This window comes from Paenibacillus sp. FSL R7-0340, assembly GCF_038002205.1.
Taxonomy (GTDB): domain Bacteria; phylum Bacillota; class Bacilli; order Paenibacillales; family Paenibacillaceae; genus Paenibacillus; species Paenibacillus polymyxa_B.
This window is the reverse complement of the sequence record NZ_JBBOBY010000001.1, coordinates 702,186-722,253: the sequence shown is the minus strand read 5'-3', so window position 1 is coordinate 722,253 and position 20,068 is coordinate 702,186. Positions and strand designations below refer to the sequence as shown.

General features: G+C 40.3%; 21 protein-coding genes. All 21 read right to left on the bottom strand.

Annotated elements, in window-relative coordinates; genetic code table 11:
* Positions 1-131: 131 nt before the first annotated feature.
* A complete protein-coding gene (locus MKX59_RS03230; protein ID WP_053326231.1) occupies positions 132-1,031 on the bottom strand; it encodes a polysaccharide deacetylase family protein in 900 nt (299 codons plus the stop codon).
* 2 nt (positions 1,032-1,033) lie between these two features.
* Entirely contained in the window at positions 1,034-2,176 is a 1,143-nt protein-coding gene (locus MKX59_RS03225; protein WP_028542138.1) for a GNAT family N-acetyltransferase, read from the bottom strand.
* A gap of 59 nt (positions 2,177-2,235) precedes the next feature.
* Complete coding sequence (locus tag MKX59_RS03220) at positions 2,236-2,478, bottom strand: acyl carrier protein (protein ID WP_254348531.1); 243 nt, start codon at positions 2,476-2,478, stop codon at positions 2,236-2,238.
* Complete coding sequence (locus MKX59_RS03215) at positions 2,466-4,133, bottom strand: HAD-IIIC family phosphatase (protein WP_028542140.1); 1,668 nt, start codon at positions 4,131-4,133, stop codon at positions 2,466-2,468. The genes MKX59_RS03220 and MKX59_RS03215 overlap by 13 nt, the downstream gene beginning before the upstream one ends.
* Positions 4,134-4,164: 31 nt before the next feature.
* Positions 4,165-5,010: a TylF/MycF/NovP-related O-methyltransferase gene (locus MKX59_RS03210; RefSeq protein ID WP_053326232.1), complete on the bottom strand. Its 846-nt coding sequence runs from the start codon at positions 5,008-5,010 to the stop codon at positions 4,165-4,167.
* A 100-nt stretch (positions 5,011-5,110) separates the two neighbouring features.
* Positions 5,111-6,256 (bottom strand): DegT/DnrJ/EryC1/StrS family aminotransferase, encoded by a 1,146-nt coding sequence (locus MKX59_RS03205; protein WP_028542142.1) that lies wholly within the window; start codon positions 6,254-6,256, stop codon positions 5,111-5,113.
* Positions 6,257-6,275: 19 nt separating this feature from the next.
* Positions 6,276-6,902 carry an acetyltransferase gene (locus MKX59_RS03200; RefSeq protein WP_053326234.1) on the bottom strand — a complete coding sequence of 209 codons (627 nt, stop codon included), beginning with the start codon at positions 6,900-6,902 and terminating at the stop codon, positions 6,276-6,278.
* 12 nt (positions 6,903-6,914) lie between these two features.
* Complete coding sequence (gene neuC, locus MKX59_RS03195) at positions 6,915-8,054, bottom strand: UDP-N-acetylglucosamine 2-epimerase (RefSeq protein ID WP_053326235.1); 1,140 nt, start codon at positions 8,052-8,054, stop codon at positions 6,915-6,917.
* A complete protein-coding gene (gene neuB, locus MKX59_RS03190; protein ID WP_053326236.1) occupies positions 8,051-9,079 on the bottom strand; it encodes an N-acetylneuraminate synthase in 1,029 nt (342 codons plus the stop codon). The genes neuC and neuB overlap by 4 nt, the downstream gene beginning before the upstream one ends.
* Positions 9,080-9,095: 16 nt before the next feature.
* Entirely contained in the window at positions 9,096-9,815 is a 720-nt protein-coding gene (locus MKX59_RS03185; protein WP_226887714.1) for an acylneuraminate cytidylyltransferase family protein, read from the bottom strand.
* Entirely contained in the window at positions 9,812-10,831 is a 1,020-nt protein-coding gene (locus MKX59_RS03180) for a UDP-N-acetylglucosamine 4,6-dehydratase family protein (protein ID WP_053326238.1), read from the bottom strand. Before MKX59_RS03180 ends, MKX59_RS03185 begins: the two co-directional genes overlap by 4 nt.
* A gap of 29 nt (positions 10,832-10,860) precedes the next feature.
* Positions 10,861-12,669 carry a motility associated factor glycosyltransferase family protein gene (locus tag MKX59_RS03175; protein ID WP_179085435.1) on the bottom strand — a complete coding sequence of 603 codons (1,809 nt, stop codon included), beginning with the start codon at positions 12,667-12,669 and terminating at the stop codon, positions 10,861-10,863.
* A gap of 128 nt (positions 12,670-12,797) precedes the next feature.
* Positions 12,798-13,142 carry a hypothetical protein gene (locus tag MKX59_RS03170; protein WP_053326239.1) on the bottom strand — a complete coding sequence of 115 codons (345 nt, stop codon included), beginning with the start codon at positions 13,140-13,142 and terminating at the stop codon, positions 12,798-12,800.
* Positions 13,142-13,525: a flagellar export chaperone FliS gene (gene fliS, locus MKX59_RS03165; RefSeq protein WP_053326240.1), complete on the bottom strand. Its 384-nt coding sequence runs from the start codon at positions 13,523-13,525 to the stop codon at positions 13,142-13,144. The genes MKX59_RS03170 and fliS overlap by 1 nt, the downstream gene beginning before the upstream one ends.
* Positions 13,526-13,539: 14 nt before the next feature.
* Complete coding sequence (fliD, locus tag MKX59_RS03160; protein WP_053326241.1) at positions 13,540-15,012, bottom strand: flagellar filament capping protein FliD; 1,473 nt, start codon at positions 15,010-15,012, stop codon at positions 13,540-13,542.
* A 14-nt stretch (positions 15,013-15,026) separates the two neighbouring features.
* Complete coding sequence (locus MKX59_RS03155) at positions 15,027-15,410, bottom strand: flagellar protein FlaG (RefSeq protein WP_053326242.1); 384 nt, start codon at positions 15,408-15,410, stop codon at positions 15,027-15,029.
* A gap of 175 nt (positions 15,411-15,585) precedes the next feature.
* Entirely contained in the window at positions 15,586-16,356 is a 771-nt protein-coding gene (locus MKX59_RS03150; protein ID WP_053326243.1) for a flagellin N-terminal helical domain-containing protein, read from the bottom strand.
* A 428-nt stretch (positions 16,357-16,784) separates the two neighbouring features.
* Positions 16,785-17,018 carry a carbon storage regulator CsrA gene (gene csrA / locus MKX59_RS03145; protein WP_053326244.1) on the bottom strand — a complete coding sequence of 78 codons (234 nt, stop codon included), beginning with the start codon at positions 17,016-17,018 and terminating at the stop codon, positions 16,785-16,787.
* Positions 17,018-17,464: a flagellar assembly protein FliW gene (locus tag MKX59_RS03140; protein ID WP_053326245.1), complete on the bottom strand. Its 447-nt coding sequence runs from the start codon at positions 17,462-17,464 to the stop codon at positions 17,018-17,020. Before MKX59_RS03140 ends, csrA begins: the two co-directional genes overlap by 1 nt.
* Before the next feature lie 83 nt (positions 17,465-17,547).
* Positions 17,548-18,456: a flagellar hook-associated protein FlgL gene (gene flgL, locus MKX59_RS03135; RefSeq protein WP_053326246.1), complete on the bottom strand. Its 909-nt coding sequence runs from the start codon at positions 18,454-18,456 to the stop codon at positions 17,548-17,550.
* A gap of 24 nt (positions 18,457-18,480) precedes the next feature.
* Positions 18,481-20,061, bottom strand: a complete 1,581-nt coding sequence (flgK, locus tag MKX59_RS03130; RefSeq protein WP_071558139.1) for a flagellar hook-associated protein FlgK — start codon at positions 20,059-20,061, stop codon at positions 18,481-18,483.
* Positions 20,062-20,068: the final 7 nt, after the last annotated feature.

Sequence of the window (20,068 nt, the reverse complement as noted above, 5' to 3'; positions counted from 1 at the left end):
CCGAATTTAGGCGTGAAAAGCCAAATAATCCTCCTAATCTCCCTTTTCATGCCCCAAAAATCAAATCTAATTTTGGATAAAAAAACACAAGGAACAAACACAGTAGTTCGTTCCCATTCACATCCCACAGATCACAAATACGATGACGTCCCTAGGGGAGGTAGACGTATACAGTCTATTCTATCCATCCAAAATTCTCTGTTGTCAGAAATCCCCCCTTCTCTTGTACTAAAAGCACCAACAAATCCATTCTTCACTAGAACTGGAGTTAGTTTGTCCAACATTAACTTTTGGTTAACTCCACCACCAAAAGCAGGCGTATACCAGATCGGATTTATACCTAAAACACTCTTCATCCAATCTTTACAAGGGCCGATTTCAATATCATAAAATTCCTGTGGATCGCCATTGTAAGGAATATGATTATGAGCATGCACACCTATAGTCATTCCTGCCTGGCTCATTTCAACTATTTCTTCTGTACTTATATAAAAATCATTTATAAATTTTTGCTTATCGGGAAACAAGGACTGAAAAATAGACTCGAGAAAGATAGTTGCTTCCGTAACAGATAATTTAAAATTAAGCATAAATTTATTGTATCTGCGGAGTTTTTTCTGTTCATACTTATAGATTTGGCTCTCCTCTTCCACACCGCTCGTATCATATGTTCCACTCAATAATTCCCACAACTCTTCATCGGATTTGAAGGAGAGCACCGTGTGTACCAAATGAACTAATGGAACGTTACCTGTGAGGTGTGGACCAGACATGACTGTAAAATATGCAGGAATTCCTTTTCTTTTCAAGATGTCAAAAGCAAACGTATATTGGTCTTTTGTACCATCATCAAACGTTAGTACACACCATGGTTCCGAGTTGGACTTATCAATCTCGTCTAACGAGATAATTCGATGTGTCTTGCTAATTAAATCTAGCTGTTCTTCAAAGTCATGGGGATGCATGGGAACAATCCCACCCCATCCTTTCTTCTCACGTACATAGTGGTACATCGCAGCAATATTACCCATTATCAATTCCACCCTTTAGGAAGTGGCCAAATGTTGGGACGATCCATATCTCCGTCAGTTTTAACAAGATATATGTCATTCACTTCCGTATTTTGAAAGTAACCTTCATTTTTTTTAATTTTCCATACAAAATTAATGGGATTAACACGATAACGAAAAGGCTGGAACAGGCCTGCCAATCCACATTCCTTTGGCGTGTAGTCTATATTTTGTTTTTTAAAACCGATGGATTCCAGAACATGCTCTAAACGATTTGAACTTAACTGAAAATCCGCCGCAACACACCCTTGGTCACGAGCCCATGACAAAACCCCAGATACCATCTCAATCAAACGATGATCTGCTATTCCTTCCCAAACCTCCGCATTAGCTGGGATGATTTCTATAATCCTTAATACTTTTGTGCCGTGGGTACTCCCCTCTGGAGCATATACTCGATCTAGACGTGCAATTACAATCCCCTCAGCAGTGGAATCACCGAAAAATAAATACTTATAGCCCGCACTATTTATATATCTCCATTCCCAAAAGGAGGCGCTACGGTACTGCGAAAGTGAGAATCGATGTTGAATACTTTTAATGTATAATTGCTCTAACTCCTCACCCGTAATATTGAGTATTGGGCTGTATGAATGTATCAATCTTTCCTCAACACCTGATATCCATTGTCCAATAACCGAATGATCGAATGAATCATTTAGTAGGTTAACATAACCGTTGGCGTCAAGCGGAATGATGTAACGGTTCAAATGATCTGAATACGAATACCCCATACGTTCATACATAGGTACCACTTGAAGATTACAACCTAAGGTCACGCACACCGAATTATACTTTTCAGCTTCTTTCATAAGCATAATGCCCAAGCCACTGTTTCTATACTTCTCTGATACAATCCACATGGCGAAACTGATACCTTTATATTGTTCTCCGTTAGAACTATACTCACTAGGAATGACCCCAAGGAACCCCTCAATACAACCATTGTCAATCAGCAGTAAACTTTCCGATAAACCATTCTCGTCAATCCGATACTGCCAATCAAACAATTCTTTGTTATAGATAGCATGCTCTGGGGACCAATTAATTCTCATAAACGCAACCAGCGACTCATAATCAGAATCTTTATATTTTACAATTTCCAATAGCTTTCCCCCTCCTTTTTACGCGTTATATTTTTCCACATAACACTTCAAATAAATTATTAATTATGAATATTATTCAAAATATGCAAAATGCTTTGCACTGAATCTATATTAGCTATTTCATCAATGGGAATAGACACATTAAAATTAGCTTCAAGTTCCATCACTAAATTCAATTGATTGAGCGAATCCCAATTTTCAAAGTCACTTTTTACCGATCCCAATGTCACTTTTTCGACAGACACATTCATAATTTTAGATATTATCGATTGAACTAACTCAAATTTATTCAAAAAGAGCACTCCTTAAGTAAGATATGATGAGGTAAGAATATCTCTCCTAGATCTAATTCATTGTTTTTGGATACATCCCTATACTTCTTTGAAATAAAGTCATAAAAAGGTTTATTCTTTTCTGTTTTTATATACATACCCTTAATACTATGGGGGGAAAAATGCTTGGTAACTAAATAAAGCATTGCTTCCTCAATTCCCTTGCCCATGACACGACAACTCATAACAAAATCATGGATTTCAGCCTGACCTTCATCATCACATGAAACCGAAATCAGTCCTGTATAACCTGCATTTCCAAATTTGTCTTCCACTTCAAATAAGATTGCATGATTATTCGGCAGTTCACTCCAGGACCAATACTCTTCAATCGTAAACCTGCGGGTTGCCATGTTAAACTGATTCGTTTTATTCATTAACTGGACAGCACGTGTTAGCAATAATTTATTCAATTTATGTGGAGTCAGCTTAATTTCAAGTGAATGTAGCCATTCTTCCAATGATTCTACGTTTAACTTTATCGACTCTCGCTTTTGCTCCTGTTTGAACCAGTCTGTTCGTTTACGATCCTCCAACGTTATAGCAGGAGTCTCGAAACAATCCAGTTGGCTAATAAAAACAGGGTATTGGGTAACATCAATAGGTAGGTCAGGTACATATACTTCTGGAAGAGCCTGCTTGATACGATCTCTTTCAGATGGATTATCGTCTAGAAATACAACAGATTGCAGACCTAGGTTGAGCTCCTTTACAATTTCAACCACATTGGCAGCCTTGTCGTTCCAGTTGATTCGAATTGAAGAAAAGTCCTTTTTTCTCAGAATCATTTCCGGATGCTGTTCTATCATTTCTAGTGCTATCGGTTCGCTGTTTTTACTGCATATAGCCAGGATGACACCTCGGTTACTCAATCTGTGCAATTCTTGCTGAAAAAGCTTGAAACTCTCACCGACGGGATCAATCCCCCCCAGTTTGATGTTGTCAATACCATCGTCACCAATCACGCCACCCCAGAGTGTATTATCCAGATCACAGATAATTAACTTTTTACTTTGTCCGTATAGACCACTAATGATTGATTTTAGCTCATTGGATACAAAGAGAAAAAAATCGCGAGAGAACTGAATTTTCCCAAGTGCATACATTTTAGCATCGTAGCTTTTTTGCTGGATTGCTGCATACCAATAGCTAGAATCAAGAATGATAACATGCTCGTGCTCTTGTAGTCGTTCTGAAAGACGTAGATTCATTTGCATAAGTACATTGCTTAATCCTACATTGTGCTTTAATGTCATCGATTGTATCCAACGGTAATGAGGTGGGAGGGACCAAGACACAACAAAAATATGTTTTGCTTTTCCCTCAGCCCTGATAATAAGCTCGCAAAATTGATCGACTTCATTAAGAACATCACCGATATTAATTTCCTTATACTCCAGCAGTTTATTAAAAGAAGGAATTACTTTCTCAGGACTTGTCCATAAAAGCAACATATCCTTTTTTTCCGACCATACGGAGTGATCAGAATTCATAAGAACCTGATTTACTTGATTATAAGGAGCTTCTGTCACTTCTAACGTCAAATCTTGATAAGATCCCTCTAGAAAACGAACCATCGGATTTAGATTAGAATCAGAGAGGATTAATAGTTTATTTTTTCTCATTTATTTTCTCCCCCATAAATCAAGGTTCAACTTACTTCATAATGGCGACACTACCACATAAGTCACTTATAGGAGTGTACTTAACACCATGTTCTCTACAATACTCTCTAACCGCCTGTTTTACACCATGAAATCGAGTACTGTTGTAGTCATGGATTATAATATATCCCCCATCTGACATCTTAGGATAGAAAAATTTTAATCCTTCGAGAATAGGCTGATACAAATCAACATCCAAACTAACAAATGCAAAAGTTTCATTCACGTCACTTGCTGATTCTGGAAAATACCCTTTTTTCACAATACAATTTTCTTTATACATCATTTTATTCAGTACTAAGTCCACATCCGAATTGCAAAATTCTCCTGCAACCGAGTTCGAAAAATCACCTTTATTTTCGTTATCAATATCCTTCTGGTCAAAACCGCTAAAGGTATCAAATAAATATAGTTGACGATCAGGAAAAACCCGGTTAATATACTTAGAAAATTCCCCCTTAAACACACCGAGCTCTGCTACACTTCCCTTTACTCCGCACTCATTTATTTCATCAGCAATTTGCCGTAATAGAGCCAGCCTAGTATCAAATTTCAAACTCATAAAATAGTCAATAATTTTTTCCTTTTCAATCGACAACTCTTCAGTTAGCTGTTTGTACACTGATTCTCCATGAATATTCGCTATAATTACATAATCGAATACAAGCTTACAAATTTCATTAGGAGCAACGACCGGTTTGGACAAAAATTTCGAGCCTTGTTTAGATCCATCATTGTCTGCAAATGCGATAACCTCGAATTCATCACTTAATAGATAATGAACACGAAGTCCTCCATCACCTGCACCAAAAATAACTACCTTTGCTTTATCAATCAAATTCTACACCTCTCCCGAAATAAGCATCATAAACATAATGACTGAATAAATGCTCTTTTTATGCAAAACATAGCTGTGCTAATTGAGTTCAATATTATATTCATCGAAAAAAGGCCTTCATTTGATTAATAACAAAACTCTGCTCATCCACCGACATATTTGTTCCAGAGGGCAAACAAACTCCTTTTTCAAATAATATTTTGCTAATATCCAAGCCACCTTCATGAGCATAATACACGGCATCTTTAAAGAGTGGTTGCAGATGAAGCGGCTTCCATACTGGTCGAGATTCAATATTATCTTTTCCTAAATAACCTATTAAATCACTAACGCTTGTACCAATAATTTCAGGGTCTATTATCATTGTTGTCAACCATCGAGTAGACTTACCAAAACTCTTTTCCGGCATAAATTGTATTCCATCAATTCCTGATAGCTCATAGCTATACTTTTCAAAAATTTCTCGTTTCTGTTGAATGCGTTCGTCCAACACACGAAGCTGCCCTCTCCCTATACCAGCTAGGACATTACTGAGACGATAATTGAAGCCTACATCCTCATGCTGATAATGTATCGCCTTTTCCCTCGCCTGAGTTGCGTAATGTCGCGCTCTACTTAGTGCTTCTAAATCATCTGAAACCAGCATGCCCCCACCTGAAGTAGTAATAATTTTATTTCCATTAAATGAAAGAATGCCGAATTTCCCAAGCGTTCCACTCATTTGCTTGCCGTAAGTTGCTCCGAGTGATTCCGCAGCATCTTCTACAATTGGCACCTCGTAATAATCACATATTTTTTTCAACCGATCGTAGTCTGCACTCTGCCCATACAAATTGACTATAACTACAGCTTTAGGTTTCTTTCCCTTATCTGCATAAGTCTTGAATGCTCGCTCTAGTGCCTCAGGGGACATATTCCAGCTGTCTGGTTCCGAATCGATAAAGACAGGAATTGCACCTTGATATAAGATCGGATTAGCACTGGCAACAAAGGTAAGAGAAGAACAAAAAACAATATCATCCTTTTCCACACCAAGCAATATCAAAGACAAGTGAATTGCTGCTGTTCCAGAACTTAGGGCAACTGCGCCTCCACATCCTAAGTAATTTGCCACCTCTGATTCAAAAGCGTCTACATTTTTACCTAGTGGAGCAATCCAATTCGTTTCAAAGGCCTCTGCGATATATTGCTGTTCAAGCCCGCCCATATGCGGTGAAGATAAATAAATTCTATCTCGATTGGACATTTTGTTTCATCCCTTATCCTTATAGGTTTTTTATTACTTTGGCCGGACAACCCACAGCTATAACGTTTTCTGGCAAATCGCGGATGACACAAGAAGCAGCACCAACGATGGTATCGCACCCTACACGAACACCAGGTATAAGACTTGCACCTATTCCGATATGAGCACAGTATCCGATCTGAACTCCACCTGCCATATGTACACCTGGGGAAATATGCACGAAGTCTTCTATTCGGCAATCATGATCTATAGTAGCCGCCGTATTAACAATGACATGCTCTCCAACATACGCATCAGCGTTAATTACAGCATTAGGCATGACAACCGTCCCCTCCCCAATGAATGCGCTGGGTGCGACTACAGCGCTTGGATGAACAGCAGTACCAAATTGGACTGAAGCAACTTTTAATTGACTTACAATCTTCCTTCTGGTTGTATTATCTCCGATTGCCACAACGAACAGCGCCTCTGGATACAGAGATAATAGTTGAGCAATCTGATTACGGCCCCCCAAGATCGGCAATCCGTTCCATGCTTCTTCTTTACAATGGTCATCCAGAATTCCTATGACTTCTTCACCACAGGACCGTAAAATATCCACGATAACCTTGGCATGCCCTCCTGCTCCAAAAACAATATAGCTCAAGGCCGATCCTCCTTAATAGGTAATTGTCTTTTGAATAAGCTGCTCTGACTTGGATGTTCGGTTCAATATATCTACGATGCGAGAGCTGGTGTTATCTCTACTGTAAATATTGTCGGCTGCTTTAACAATTTGTTGGAAAGGCTCAGACATTGCGTACTCTATTGCAGAAGTCAATTCGAGCTCGTCAGCTGAAATATCTATTGTGTTCACAGAACGCTCTCTGCCTGTCTGGCGAGTTCCGATATTAATGACTGGAACATGAAAGGAGGCAGCCTCAATAATCCCCGATGAAGAATTTCCAATTAATATTTTTGCATTTTTCAACATCGTCAGATAATCAAGTTGCTCAAAACTGGTTACAAGGTGCATCCCTTTTCTTGCAGCAAAACGATTATATACATCAACAATCGCATCAGCTCCAGCATCCGAATTAGGCATCACACAAATTACCTCATTCTCCCCAGCCAAGAGAACTTCCATCATCTTACCAAGGATGTGCATATCCGCTTCTTCCGTGGTGACAGGATGATAAGCAAACAGCACATAATCGTTATCTATATTCAGATCGTATTTACGTTTCGTCATCTCTAGCTCAGGCAGGGAAGTGTTCATCATCGTTTCAATTCTCGGAGCTCCGACTACATGAATTCTCCAAGGTTCCTCGCCAAGCCTGATTAGGCGCTCTCTGCTTCCATTTGTAGCCACAAAGTGAATGTGGGCCAACTTGCTAATCGCATGCCGAACAGACTCATCAATCGTGCCGGATACTTCTCCACCATGCAAATGAACAAGCGGAATGTTCATGTGAGAGGATACAATCGCAGCTGCAAGCATTTCTCCCCGATCTCCTAATACAACAACGAAATCTGGTTCCAAAGCTTCTACGGCTTGTGTCATGCCCATGATTGCTATTCCAATAGAGCGAGACATATTAGCATGGGTAGATCCCTGCAGCAGACAGTCTACCTTAGCAGATACACGAAATCCGTCCTTTTGGATAGCGTCCAATGTATACCCATGCTGTGGAGACAAATGCATGCCTGTAACCAACAGGTGGAGCTCCAGAGCATGTTCTTCCTCAAGAGCCCGCAAAACCGGGTAATATATCCCATAATCAGCTCGTGTTCCGGTAATCACCAATACTTTTTTCATTGCACATCATCCCATGATAACAAATAGTCTTCATGTACATCCTTTAAAAGCTGCTTACCAACCAAGTCATCAAAATATTTAGGCTCTATTCCAGTGCCCGGACGCTTGATAACTAGATCTTCTAGTGTTAGCAACTGGCCTGTTTTTTTAGATGTTGCCACCACAATACTTTTTCTTGCAACAGCTCTTGTGCTTTCCTCAGAAGGCATACACCTTTTAACACCATCCCCTAGGGCCTGCTCCACATTACGAATCGCGAGAACCATTTTTGAGAAATCAGCAGGCTCCAGTGAAGCCTTATGGTCAGGACCTGGAAGATTTCGATCCAATGTAAAATGCTTTTCAATAATTCTAGCTCCCAGTGCTGAAGCCGCTATAGCGATCTCAATCCCAGCCGTATGATCTGAGTAACCTGTGACCTTATTAAAAGCTGTAGATATTGTCTTCATGGCCAGCAGATTTACATCTTCCAAAGGTGCCGGATAGTCGGAAGTACAGTGTAGCAATAGTACTTCACTTTTTTTAAATGCTTGTAACGATTCTCCAATTTCATCCAAATTAGACATCCCGGTCGATAGAATAATCGGACGCCCATAGCTATCAAGTTTCTGAAGAAAGGGGATATTGTTCATATCTCCTGATCCAACCTTGAATGCGTCAATATGAATTGAATTCAGAAACTCAGCACTTTCTTCATCAAAGGGTGTGGAAAGGAAATCTATCCCTTTATCCTCACAGTACTTTTTCAATAGAACAAAATCCTCAAAGCTCAATTCCAGCTGTTTTAACATATCTAGTTGGCTTTCAGCTGAATTGGTATTTTCCGTCTGGTAATTAGCCTTCTGGGCATACTTGGTTACCAGCTTTTCGCTTTTAAAGGTTTGGAATTTCACCGCATCTGCACCACATAAAATCGCTTGGTCAATACACTCGAATGCCAGCTCCAATGATCCATTATGATTGACTCCTACCTCCGCGATAATATAGATAGGGTGGTTTTCATTATTTGATAAGAGGTTTTTCATGTTATATTCCTCCCTCCTACTGCAAGGATTCCTTGTGATTGGATTGTCTCCAAAAAAGCTCTGCCATTTTTAAATCAAACTCGTCATCTATGTCAACAGATCTTTCTTTAGGCATAATGTAGCCACAATTATTAGGACCAATCAGAGTGTCACCATTTATCAACAGATCTCTTTTCACGATATAGATGGCTCCATTTAAAGCATGTAGTTCTTTGAGATCTTGTCTCCTCAAATGCTCCCTTTCACCTTTCAGGTAGGGCGTAAGCCGTCCGTTATCCATTTCCCTTAGTAAATAGGGTTGCACTCCAGACAAAGTGACACTTTGAAGTGAATCAGCCTGATGATCTAAAAATATTTTATATGCTTCTTTAATGTCCATAGCATTTCGCAGTGGAGATGTGGGCTGTAGCAGCATAATAACATCAAAAAATTGATTTTGCGTCTGCTCATAAAATTCAACTGCATGCTTCAATACATCAATGCTTTTGGCCTCATCGGTAGCCAGTTCATCGGGCCTTATAAACGGAACAGCCGCTCCGGCTTGGCCCGACACACGAGCAATCTCTTTACAATCCGTTGAAACTACAACTTCGTCCACACAACCACTATTTAGTGCAGCTTCAATGCTATATTGAATGAGCGGTTTATCATGTAACAATCTTATGTTTTTACCGGGTAAACCTTTTGATCCACCCCGCGCAGGAATAATCGCCAAACATTTGTGTTTGCTCATCATACAATACCTTTTGTGAAGCCCAATCCGTTCAGTTCAATAAGCTCCCGAATGGCTTTCGGGAAAATCTGTGGTGCAGTCATCGAAGAATATTCTTGACGAATAGCCTTTTTAAAACCTTCATAATCCTGCTCTGCGGTATGAAATAACGAAGGAATGATATACATCTGTCCATTCTCCAATGCTCTTTCCGATTCCTCAAGCGTCATGAGTTCCTCATATAGCTTCTCACCCGGCCGTATTCCGGTCTCAATGATTTCTCCACGATAGGGTTTACCGACTGCCTCTTCATACGAATCAACCAAGCATTGGGCCAAATCCGTAATTTTGAGAATCGGCATTTTTAGTACAAATACTTCTCCGCCTTGCGAATAGTGCGCCGCATCTATGACCAATTGAGCGGCTTGAGGAATAGACATCATAAACCGAGTCATCTCTGCATGTGTGACCGTCACCGGTACCCCTTTAGCAATCTGGTCACGGAATAAAGGAATAACAGAGCCCCTGGATCCCATAACATTTCCAAAGCGGACACAAGAAAAGATGGTACGTTTGCTCCCTTTATACAAGTTGGCGGCAGAAATTAAACGTTCTGATAGCAGCTTCGTAGCTCCCATCGTATTCGTTGGATTTACCACTTTATCTGTGCTGATGGCTACTACTTTTTCTACATTATGCTCAATAGCCGTCTCTATCAGATTTTGTACGCCAATAACATTCGTTTTCACTGCTTCCATAGGGTTATACTCACATGCAGGCACATGTTTGAGAGCAGCAGCATGAAAAATATAATCCACATCCTCCATAGCATAACTCAATCTTTGCTTGTCCCTGATATCACCGATCAGATAGCGGATATTCGTATATTCTTTTAATTCCTGCTGCAGATCAAACTGCTTGCTCTCATCCCTGCTAAAAATCCGTAAGGCTTTAGGGTTATACGATAAAATATTACGTACAATTTCGCTTCCAATCGAACCTGTGCCGCCCGTAACCAGTACAATCTTGTTGGTAAACATAATGACCTCCGGAGTGTAAAACGATTAATTTATATATCTTTATCGATCACTGCATCGCTATCTGTTTTTTTATCTAAACGGCGAATCGATTCCGAAAACATTTCTTCAAGTATTGGGATTTGTGCTGTGATATCCTGTAGCAGCTTACCTAGATGCTCATAGATTAGATCAGACTTACGAGTCAACTGATGTTCTGTCACAATCACAGGGAGCACCTGATCAAAACGCGCAATTTCGATAGGCATAATGGACTCAAATATAGGCGAGAACCATTCCCTGTTGGCAATTAATCCCCACATCTGCTCTATGGATTCCACCATACTTTGAGCCTTGGCTGGTTTAGTCCGGCTAAATTCGCGTATTTTTTTCATCAGCTTATGAATTGCTGCAATCTCAGAACGTACATTGGAAAGATCTCCGAGTGTCGCTATCAGCTTATCTCTGACATCCTGCACCTTATTCATATCAGCAGCAATATTTATTTTGTTTATCAAATCGGCAATTGCATCATGATCAACAGATTCTGGTGCTAACAATTTATACATCTCTTCCATCGGTTCGTATGGGGCTCCCTCAATCACTGCACCATTGCGAGTTGAATTGATAAATTCAATCCTTGGAAGTGCCTTAATCAGATTTTCGACTCCATCCTTCATCAGGGAGAAACTTTCGTCTGTGGTATTGTATGTCCCCTTTACATTTAGCACTTTTTTAGGTGCTTCCTGCACTATCTTATCTGTAGTTTCGGCTGCAAAATGTTCAATTCCATCTGCGTAGAATTTGTTATCAGGGAACGACAGATCCTGACCTGCAAGTATGATCCGTTTAGCCCCTAGATATGCCGCTGCTTGAATAGCCGTTCCTGCAACCGTTTCTGTAGGGGATATAAAGAGCTCCTCCTTACTGAGTCCAAAGAAATATTGTGATACAGCATCACTTTTCATAATACTATGGATTTTCCCTGCACAGTTCTGATCAGAGATTTCATAATAGGAAGAAGATGTGAATAGTAAAGGCTGCTCTCTCGTTTCAGAGGAAGCAAAGATTTTCTTATTGACTGAATGGCCATCCATTATTACAGCAAGGTGAGGATGTATTCCATGCTTTATTAATGCCTGAATGCTGGAGCCTGCTGAAATAATCAGTGCGTGAGGACGTAATTTTTTCAGCCATTCGATATCTTCCTGTAAAGATGGGCCTGATGATACAACAATCACCGTTGCACCCTCAAAAGCGTGAAAAAGCCGCTCAATGGAAGGAGTGTATAGTACATCAGATAGATGATATAGAAAATTTCGAGTCCATTCTTCTCGAAAACGATTCTCTGTATGTTTATCTACCAAAAAGCTCTGGCGGTACTCCTGAAATTTTTCCTTTACTTCACGTAGCGTACTCATATCATCGGTTAGATACTTACGCAGCGCAATAAACACTAAATCTTCCATCATGTAACTACTCAGCATATGAAACATCATATCGAGCTGAGAATCACCAACGGATAGCCAGTACAAATTGGAATGCCCCAGCAAAAGACTGAGGTCATACTCCGTCACAGCCTTCCGAAAAAGCCGCTCATCCGGCTCGTATACAAACAGCCAGTGATTCGGGTACAATTCGAGGAGATCAACAATGCTGAGTCCCCTTTCAAATCCATATACAAAAAGGATCTTTCCGTTTCCAATTGCTCCTTGAACAGCATTAAGCCAAGCCGTGTCCCTTTCAAAGGGCTCAGTAAACAAAGGTATAGATAAATCTTCATTCGGCAAACTATTGATTTGGGTTGCAACATGAGGAAACCTCTGCTCTAGAATTGTATGGTTTATTTGTAGTTGAGACAAGGTAATACCACCGTTTCGCATTAATATTTGTTAATTAGTATATCGGATTTACTCTTAATGGAATGAACCTTTTCACAAAAATACCCCCATTCTAAATCGAATAGGGGGTACGCTCCATAAAGCATTTTTTATTTGCGATGATCAATAAACAAACTGTCTACAGAATAAGCTTGCTGGTATGCATGCTGCTGTACACGAATGGCTCCGCGTTTCTCCATCCAGTGGCCAGCCTCATCCTTTAGTACATGCATACGCTGCAAAATTACAGAATCATGACTTAGTATATCACGAATTTTCTGCTTATTATTTTCCGTTATCGACGGCTGAAAGGACTGCATCTGTTCTACAATGCGCTGCCTTTGATCTGCAAACTGTTCAAACTCTTCCTCACTTAAATTCATAAGGTTAGATAACACTGCTTCTGTCCTATGTTGCAGTTCTTCAAGGAGTACTTGCATATTAGGATCTGCCATTACACACTACCAACTACACCAGGCATTTTCATGGCTTCCAACCAAGCTTCCCGTAGGTCAGTCAAATGTTCCAGCACCTCTTGTGCCGGAGCGGCTATTTTGTGAACATTCGCCTCGATCAGCTCATGCAGCATATATTCATACACCCGCAATAAGTCATGGGATATTGGATACTCAAAATTTAACGCAGATATCAACTCGTGTACAATAGCTTGTGCTTTACACAAATTATTATTTGCTTTCTCGTTATCCCTATTCTCTATCCCCTCAATCCCCGCACGAACGAAACGAATAGCCCCATCGTACAGCATAATCAGCAGTTTAGGCTTGGATGCAGTTTGTGCTTGAGTCTGCCGGTATTTCTGATAGGGTGTATTGATCAATTGTAAAACCTCCTTTATGACGACATGCCTGTAAGACTCGAAGATGTATTATTATACTTGCTTATTGCCGTTTCCATGGCGGTGAATTTTTTGTAATAGTTAGTTTCAATCATCGTTAGACGGCTGGTCATGTCACTAATTCGACGGTCCAGACTCGTTAATTGCTCTCCCATTGTGCTCGTAGAAAGAAATGAAGCAGTTAGATCCTTACTAACTTTTGAAGTACCGGCTGTATCGGCCATTCTTTGCAGTGAAGTATTCGAAATCTTTTTAAGTTTAGCAATAACACCATCTTGCTGTGTGTATTTATTGGTTAGCGCGGTACTTGGATCCTGTTTCCCAAAAAAATTCGTGATAATATCTGGATCTTTTTCAACCGCTGCACGCAATTTGTCTGCATCCAAAATTAGCTTGCCTTTCGTATCATACGTCCCTGTAGTGATCCCAAGTTCAGACATCATTAATGGCTTATTCTTACCATTTGCATCAACTCTGCCGATATCTACACCTTGAATCATGGCATTACGCATTTCAGATAATGTATCCTGCAGGATAGGATCGTTTCTAAGCATGCCACTCTTGGCCTTGGTTGTCCAGAGCTTGACTTCATCATCGCTCATACCGGCTTTTTGTTCCGTCGTAAGCGGAGCGTATTTTTTATATCTCTCCTCACTAACCTTGCTGTTGAGTGTAGCAAGAACATCATTATAAGCATCAACAAAGCTTTGAATATTTTCGACGATCTTATCCGTATCTTTAGTAGCTTCTATTCTTGTCGCAGCACCACCTGCTGTCTTAAGCGTAATATCAATACCATTAATGGTAAAATTGTTAGAGGATTTTTTGACTTCAAGTCCATTTACCTTTAGCAGAGCATCAGTTCCATTCGTTGAAGACAGTTTAAACTCACTACTAATTTGAGAATCAATATTGAATGCTTGGGAACCGGTGGTTTTACTTGTTAATGACAAACCGGATTTGGCATCGTATAGAGCAGTTACTCCTGTCTTACTGTTCTCATTAATTTTTTTGACAAACGATTCAATCGTTTCGTTGGCATCCACATCAATGGTGGCCCCACCAACCTGAACCGTACGAGCTGCCCCATCGGCAAATGCAAGCTCAGTGCTTGCCTTTTCAGACCATGAGCTGTCTGAGACAGATTTTGCGGCAGTAGCGAGATTTATTACCGAGATATCCAATACTCCACTGGCAGACGATGAAGCCGTTGCAGTCAACGCGTCACTATTTCCCGTTACTGTTACTTTCTGCGGATTCATTGAAGCAGTACGACTTAATGTACCTAGTTTATCTTGTAGAAATGAAACAACTTTAGTACTGGACTCACGATAGTTTTCCCGTTTCCATTCCATCAGTTGTTTTTGTTGATTCAGCTTATCTAGCGGTACACGTTCAGCAGTCATCAACTTTTTGACCATTGCATCAATATCCATACCAGAGGCAAGGCCACTTATTCTGGTTACCATAATTATATGTCCCCCTATACTTTTTTATCGATAATTATTCCAGAAATTTCCATCATCATAGCCGCTATATCCAGAATTTTCTCAGGAGGTACCTCACGAATCAAATCTCCCGTTTCCTTGTTCATCACTTTTATCATGATTGCATGTGTCTTTTCATGTACCGATATTTCAAACGTCTTCTGCGGGCCTTGAATAGCATCAATTGCTTTCTGTAGCTCCAAAACTGCTTCCTCATGTGTCTGCTGTTTCTGCGCGGTACCACTTCTATTGGCTGTCTGGACAGCATCTTGTACAGCAGAATAATTTGTTTCGGCATCTGAAGGGGCTTCACGTTGTATTACTGCTGATGGCTGAATCGGCAACAAACTCCCAGTGCTAGGGGGGATCATCGAGTCCATACAATAACCTCCATTAATAATATTAGACACAATAAAACCGTTCTGTATTTGAAATGCCAATACATTATATATCGGTAAATGAGTGCAAATATTTATGAAAAAACTAAAATAAAAAACAAAAAAAAGATCCTGCAATACACAGGATCTTTTTTTTGTAAACTTATGTCGTTTAAAATTAACGCAGCAACGACAATACGCCTTGTGGCGCGGAGTTTGCTTGTGAAAGCATAGATTGGGAAGCTTGCAGCAAGATGTTGTTTTTGGACAGAGTAACCATTTCTTTTGCCATGTCAGTATCACGAATACGGGATTCGGAAGCTGTCAGGTTTTCTACAGTTGTGCCCAAGTTGTTGGAAGTGTATTCCATACGGTTTTGCATAGCACCCAGGTTCGCACGTTGCTTAGCAACTTTTTCAATTGCTTTAGTTGTAGCAGACAAACTTACTGCAGAAGTAAGACCACGGATATCAGTGGAATCGATACCTTTAATAGTAAGAACGAACGCGTTATCATCAGCTTGGATTTTAACGCTTCCACCGGAAATCGCAATACCGTTGAATTTAGTGTTGGACAGGATTGCATCAATTTGACCGCCCAATTGACCAAGTTCTGCTTTGATGTTGGATTTATCGCCAGCGCTGTAAGTATCATTGAGTTGTTGAACGCTCAGCTCTTTCATACGAGTCAACATGGAGGATACTTCGTTCATTGCACCCTCAGCTGTTTGTGCGAAAGAGATACCATCTTGAACGTTACGTTGTGCTTGTTCCAGACCACGGATTTGACCGCGCATTTTTTCGGAAATGGAGAGACCAGCAGCATCGTCAGCTGCACGGTTGATACGCAGACCTGAAGACAATTTTTCCATGTTTTTACTTGCTGCTGAGTTGTTCAATTGCATGTTACGGTGTGTATTTACTGCTGGTAAGTTGTGATTGATAATCATTTTATATTTCCTCCCTGAAATGGTTTAATTCCCACGTCCTTGTGGTATAAGCGTCTTCACAGGTCGGCCGCCCTGAAGAATTACCGCTCTAAAATATATATCGACCCTATGATGAGAATTGTTTATAGCATTCCAGCTTTTTTTTGAAATATTTTCTTAGTAGTTTTCGACTTGGTTATTTCGATTTAACACCAACATTTTATACATTGATGACTTTATCCAAGTCCGACCTGTCCACACCTATTCTTAACCCATCAAACTTTCGAACTCACCCAAGTGGAGATTTTCGATATTACGATAAACGGTGGAGAACATGGTTATATCAATTATTGTTCCAGATAATTAAGCATAAAATCTAGTCAAACAAAGACCGACACTTTACTTGTGTCGGCCTTCCTCAATGTATGTGCACCTCTAAGATTAGCGAATCAGGACTTTCTCTTATCCATTTCCAACATTGCATTATGAATAGCATTCGAATCCATAACAGCGATTTGGTTATTTTGCTGAATAGCATCAAAGACTTCTTTTCGATAAATATCGATATCCTTAGGGGCAGAAATACCGATTTTCACAGTATCTCCTTCAACAGAAAGAACTGTAATAACGATATCATTCTGAATTACAATGGATTCACCCTTTTTACGTGTTAATACCAGCATTAGGATTCACCGCCTTTGCTGGACTCTATTTTATTCCACAAGGGATGCTTAATTGTATAGTTCGTATTTTGCAAAACAACTTGCTTTCCCGTCTGCTGTTCAATGTTAAAAATTAAAGGCGCAAGCAAATTAACTGTTGTTTTGGATTGATCACTGTTCCATGTACAAATACATCGTACTGATATCTGTTCCTGACTTATAATCCCAATGTCCTCTAGAGCATCATCGGATAACTCAAATTCATAATCTTCAAAGAAATCAAATGGATTTACGGTAATAAAAATAGTAGCTGGCTGCTCTACTGCACTGAAAAGACTAAATAATTCATTATGCTCCTGTAGTTGAAATTCCCGAAGTTGTTCAAATCCTGGTATTCCTTTCGGAAACACATAAAGACTAGTATTTTTATCTTGGTTCTCTTCATCTAATTTCTGTTCTGGGGTCATAAGTAACTCCTCCTATATATAGTAACAAAAAAGCTACGGACCACTCGTCCATAGCTTCAAATTATAAATGTCAAAGATAAAAATCAGCTCATAAAGTCCATCAGGGATGGCTGCATGATTTTAGCTGATGATTTCAGGGCGGCTTCGTAAATGGTTTGGGCAGATGTAGCTTGAATCATCAGACTAGCAACATCCGCATCTTCCGTTTTAGCTTGAAGTGTCGTCAAATTTAAATTTCGCTCTTCCAAACGGGATTGTATCAGTTCAACTCGATTCGTACGTGCACCCACTTCAGACAAACTTGTTTGCATTTTAGTAAAGCGGGACTCAATACCTGAAAGCTGACTCGATATTGCTGTACTATTTCCGCTGCTTAGTGCAGAAGATATAGCATCCATGACCTTAAAAACATTATCAGCATCTGTCGATTTCCCAAAAAAATCGCTACCGGACGTATTTACCCGAAATGCATCTTGGTCTCCAACTGCATAGCTGACAGCGGCTTGATCTGGATTGATCTGATCATAACTTGTTACCGTAGCAGATAGCTGATACGGCATCTGATCATAATTTTGTCCATTAAAAACATACTTCCCACGAAGCTGGCTGTTACCAATATTCATCATTTGTTCTTTTAACTGATCAACTTCTAGCTTAATCGAATCCAAGCCGGATTGAGGTAGTGTTTCACTTGAAGCCTGTACTGTCAACTCTTTAAGACGCTTCATTACATCACTGGCTTGTTGCATGGTTGTATCAGTGAAATCCAACCAGCTAACAGCAGCATCTGAGTTTGTCTTGTATTGTTCATTAGAAGCTAACTCGGCTCTGTAACGTAGCGCATAAGTTACCCCTACCGGATCATCTGAAGGCTTATTCAGCTTACGACCAGTCGAAATCTGATTCTCCATTTTACCCATATTATTATTATTTCGATTCAGGTTACTGAGCAGTTGCATACTGGTCATCCCTGAAGTCACTCGAATTGGCATGGCTTACTCCACCTTCTCATTATACTAGAGACCTACGCGGCCTGTACCATTAATCAGTTTGTCCAACAGTTGATCAAAAGTTGTCATGAACCGGGAAGCTGCACTGTAAGCATGTTGAAACTTGATCATGTTCGACATTTCTTCATCCAGTGACACCCCGCTGACGGATTGGCGGTTCAAGTCCACTTGCTCAGTCAACAGCTGCGCATTCTGCGATTGTCGCTCTGCTTCCTGAGTTTGGACACCTAATTGCCCAACAATTGCACTGAAGAAGTCATCTACAGTGGTAGTTTGCGCTTGAGTTGTATTAAAACCAAACTTCACATTTTTCAGGCTCGCCATAGACAATGCCAAAGCATTGTTACCTACAGTTACCTTTTCATTAGCTGTTCCCGTTCCATCTACACGCAAAGAGCTGGCAATTTTATTGGGATCATCTTGAATATCCTTATTCAGCGTAATGTTACCTGCTGTAATAGCAGCTCCATCTTTGGAGGTAAAGAACGCTCCGCCCTTTTGTGGTGTCGTACCACTAAGGGTGTATCCCAACTGATGGAGTCCATTAATCCCTTGTACAGTTACTTTCAAATCCGCGGTCAAGGTTCTGTTGTTATTCGCATTCGAGTAAGTCACTGCTGCATTGTTGACACCTGAATTTAGTACCGTTCCCTCAGGCAGAACTGTACCTGCAGGTAAAGTAATTTCAATGTTACCATTCGCCAGCGTATTAGCTAGCTGATCCATCTGAGTTTTGTAATCTGCTACATATTTATCTCTGGATAAAACCATACCGTACACTTCGCCACCAGTTAACGTTCCACCTTGATATGCAGCCTCAAGGCCAGCCGCCGTAATAGCAGTTACCTCTGTACCCGCTACAGCTATCTGTCCTGCCACCGTTACCTGATAACCGTTATCCAGCTGAGTTACCTGCACATTTGCAAGCTTGGACAACTTATCAACTGCATAATCCCGCTGATCACGCAAGTCATTTGGATTATCCCCAAGTTGTTCCAACTTGTAAATATTACCATTCAGGTCCGCTATAGACTGCAATAACGAATTCATCTCAGATGTTTTTAATGTAACGTTATTAGTCAAATCAGAACTGAGTGCATCCAGTTGCTTGCTAGCCTGGTTCATCGCATCTGTCAGAGCAAGCGTAGTCTCTTTTACAATTTTACGATTCGTGACATCCTGAGGATCTTGGCTCAGATCGGACCATGCATCCCAGAAATTATCCATGACCTTACGTATACCTGTATCCGAAGGCTCATTCATAATGGTCTCAAGCTTGTTCAGTGTGTCATAGCGAATGTCCCATCCACCTTGAGAAGAACTTTCATTACGATACTGATCGTCCAAAAACGTCTGACGGACGCGCTCAATAGCAGTGAATTCAACCCCTGTACCCATTTGACCTCGTACAACGGAACGATTCAAACCGTAGGCTTCCATAGAGTCCGAGGCCTTCATACTAACCACTTGTCTGGAGTAACCCGCTGTGTTGGCATTTGAGATATTGTGTCCGGTTGTATTAAGTGCTGCCGTTTGTGTGTTTAAGCTTCTTTTCGCTGTTTCTATACCATGAAATGTTGAGACCATATTTTCC

Bases quoted from the DNA above. Each gene is read 5' to 3' on its own strand.
- MKX59_RS03170 (WP_053326239.1), bottom strand. From the start codon at position 13,142: ATGGCAGATCCTAATATGCAAGTACTCCTTGAAGAACTGCAACATAGG.
- MKX59_RS03215 (WP_028542140.1), bottom strand. From the start codon at position 4,133: ATGAGAAAAAATAAACTATTAATCCTCTCTGATTCTAATCTAAATCCG.
- flgK (WP_071558139.1), bottom strand. From the start codon at position 20,061: ATGGTCTCAACATTTCATGGTATAGAAACAGCGAAAAGAAGCTTAAAC.
- neuC (WP_053326235.1), bottom strand. From the start codon at position 8,054: ATGAAAAAAGTATTGGTGATTACCGGAACACGAGCTGATTATGGGATA.
- MKX59_RS03180 (WP_053326238.1), bottom strand. From the start codon at position 10,831: ATGTTTACCAACAAGATTGTACTGGTTACGGGCGGCACAGGTTCGATT.
- csrA (WP_053326244.1), bottom strand. From the start codon at position 17,018: ATGCTGGTATTAACACGTAAAAAGGGTGAATCCATTGTAATTCAGAAT.
- MKX59_RS03140 (WP_053326245.1), bottom strand. From the start codon at position 17,464: ATGACCCCAGAACAGAAATTAGATGAAGAGAACCAAGATAAAAATACT.
- MKX59_RS03230 (WP_053326231.1), bottom strand. From the start codon at position 1,031: ATGGGTAATATTGCTGCGATGTACCACTATGTACGTGAGAAGAAAGGA.
- MKX59_RS03185 (WP_226887714.1), bottom strand. From the start codon at position 9,815: ATGATGAGCAAACACAAATGTTTGGCGATTATTCCTGCGCGGGGTGGA.
- MKX59_RS03155 (WP_053326242.1), bottom strand. From the start codon at position 15,410: ATGGACTCGATGATCCCCCCTAGCACTGGGAGTTTGTTGCCGATTCAG.
- MKX59_RS03205 (WP_028542142.1), bottom strand. From the start codon at position 6,256: ATGTCCAATCGAGATAGAATTTATTTATCTTCACCGCATATGGGCGGG.
- MKX59_RS03150 (WP_053326243.1), bottom strand. From the start codon at position 16,356: ATGATTATCAATCACAACTTACCAGCAGTAAATACACACCGTAACATG.
- fliD (WP_053326241.1), bottom strand. From the start codon at position 15,012: ATGGTAACCAGAATAAGTGGCCTTGCCTCTGGTATGGATATTGATGCA.
- flgL (WP_053326246.1), bottom strand. From the start codon at position 18,456: ATGCCAATTCGAGTGACTTCAGGGATGACCAGTATGCAACTGCTCAGT.
- neuB (WP_053326236.1), bottom strand. From the start codon at position 9,079: ATGAAAAACCTCTTATCAAATAATGAAAACCACCCTATCTATATTATC.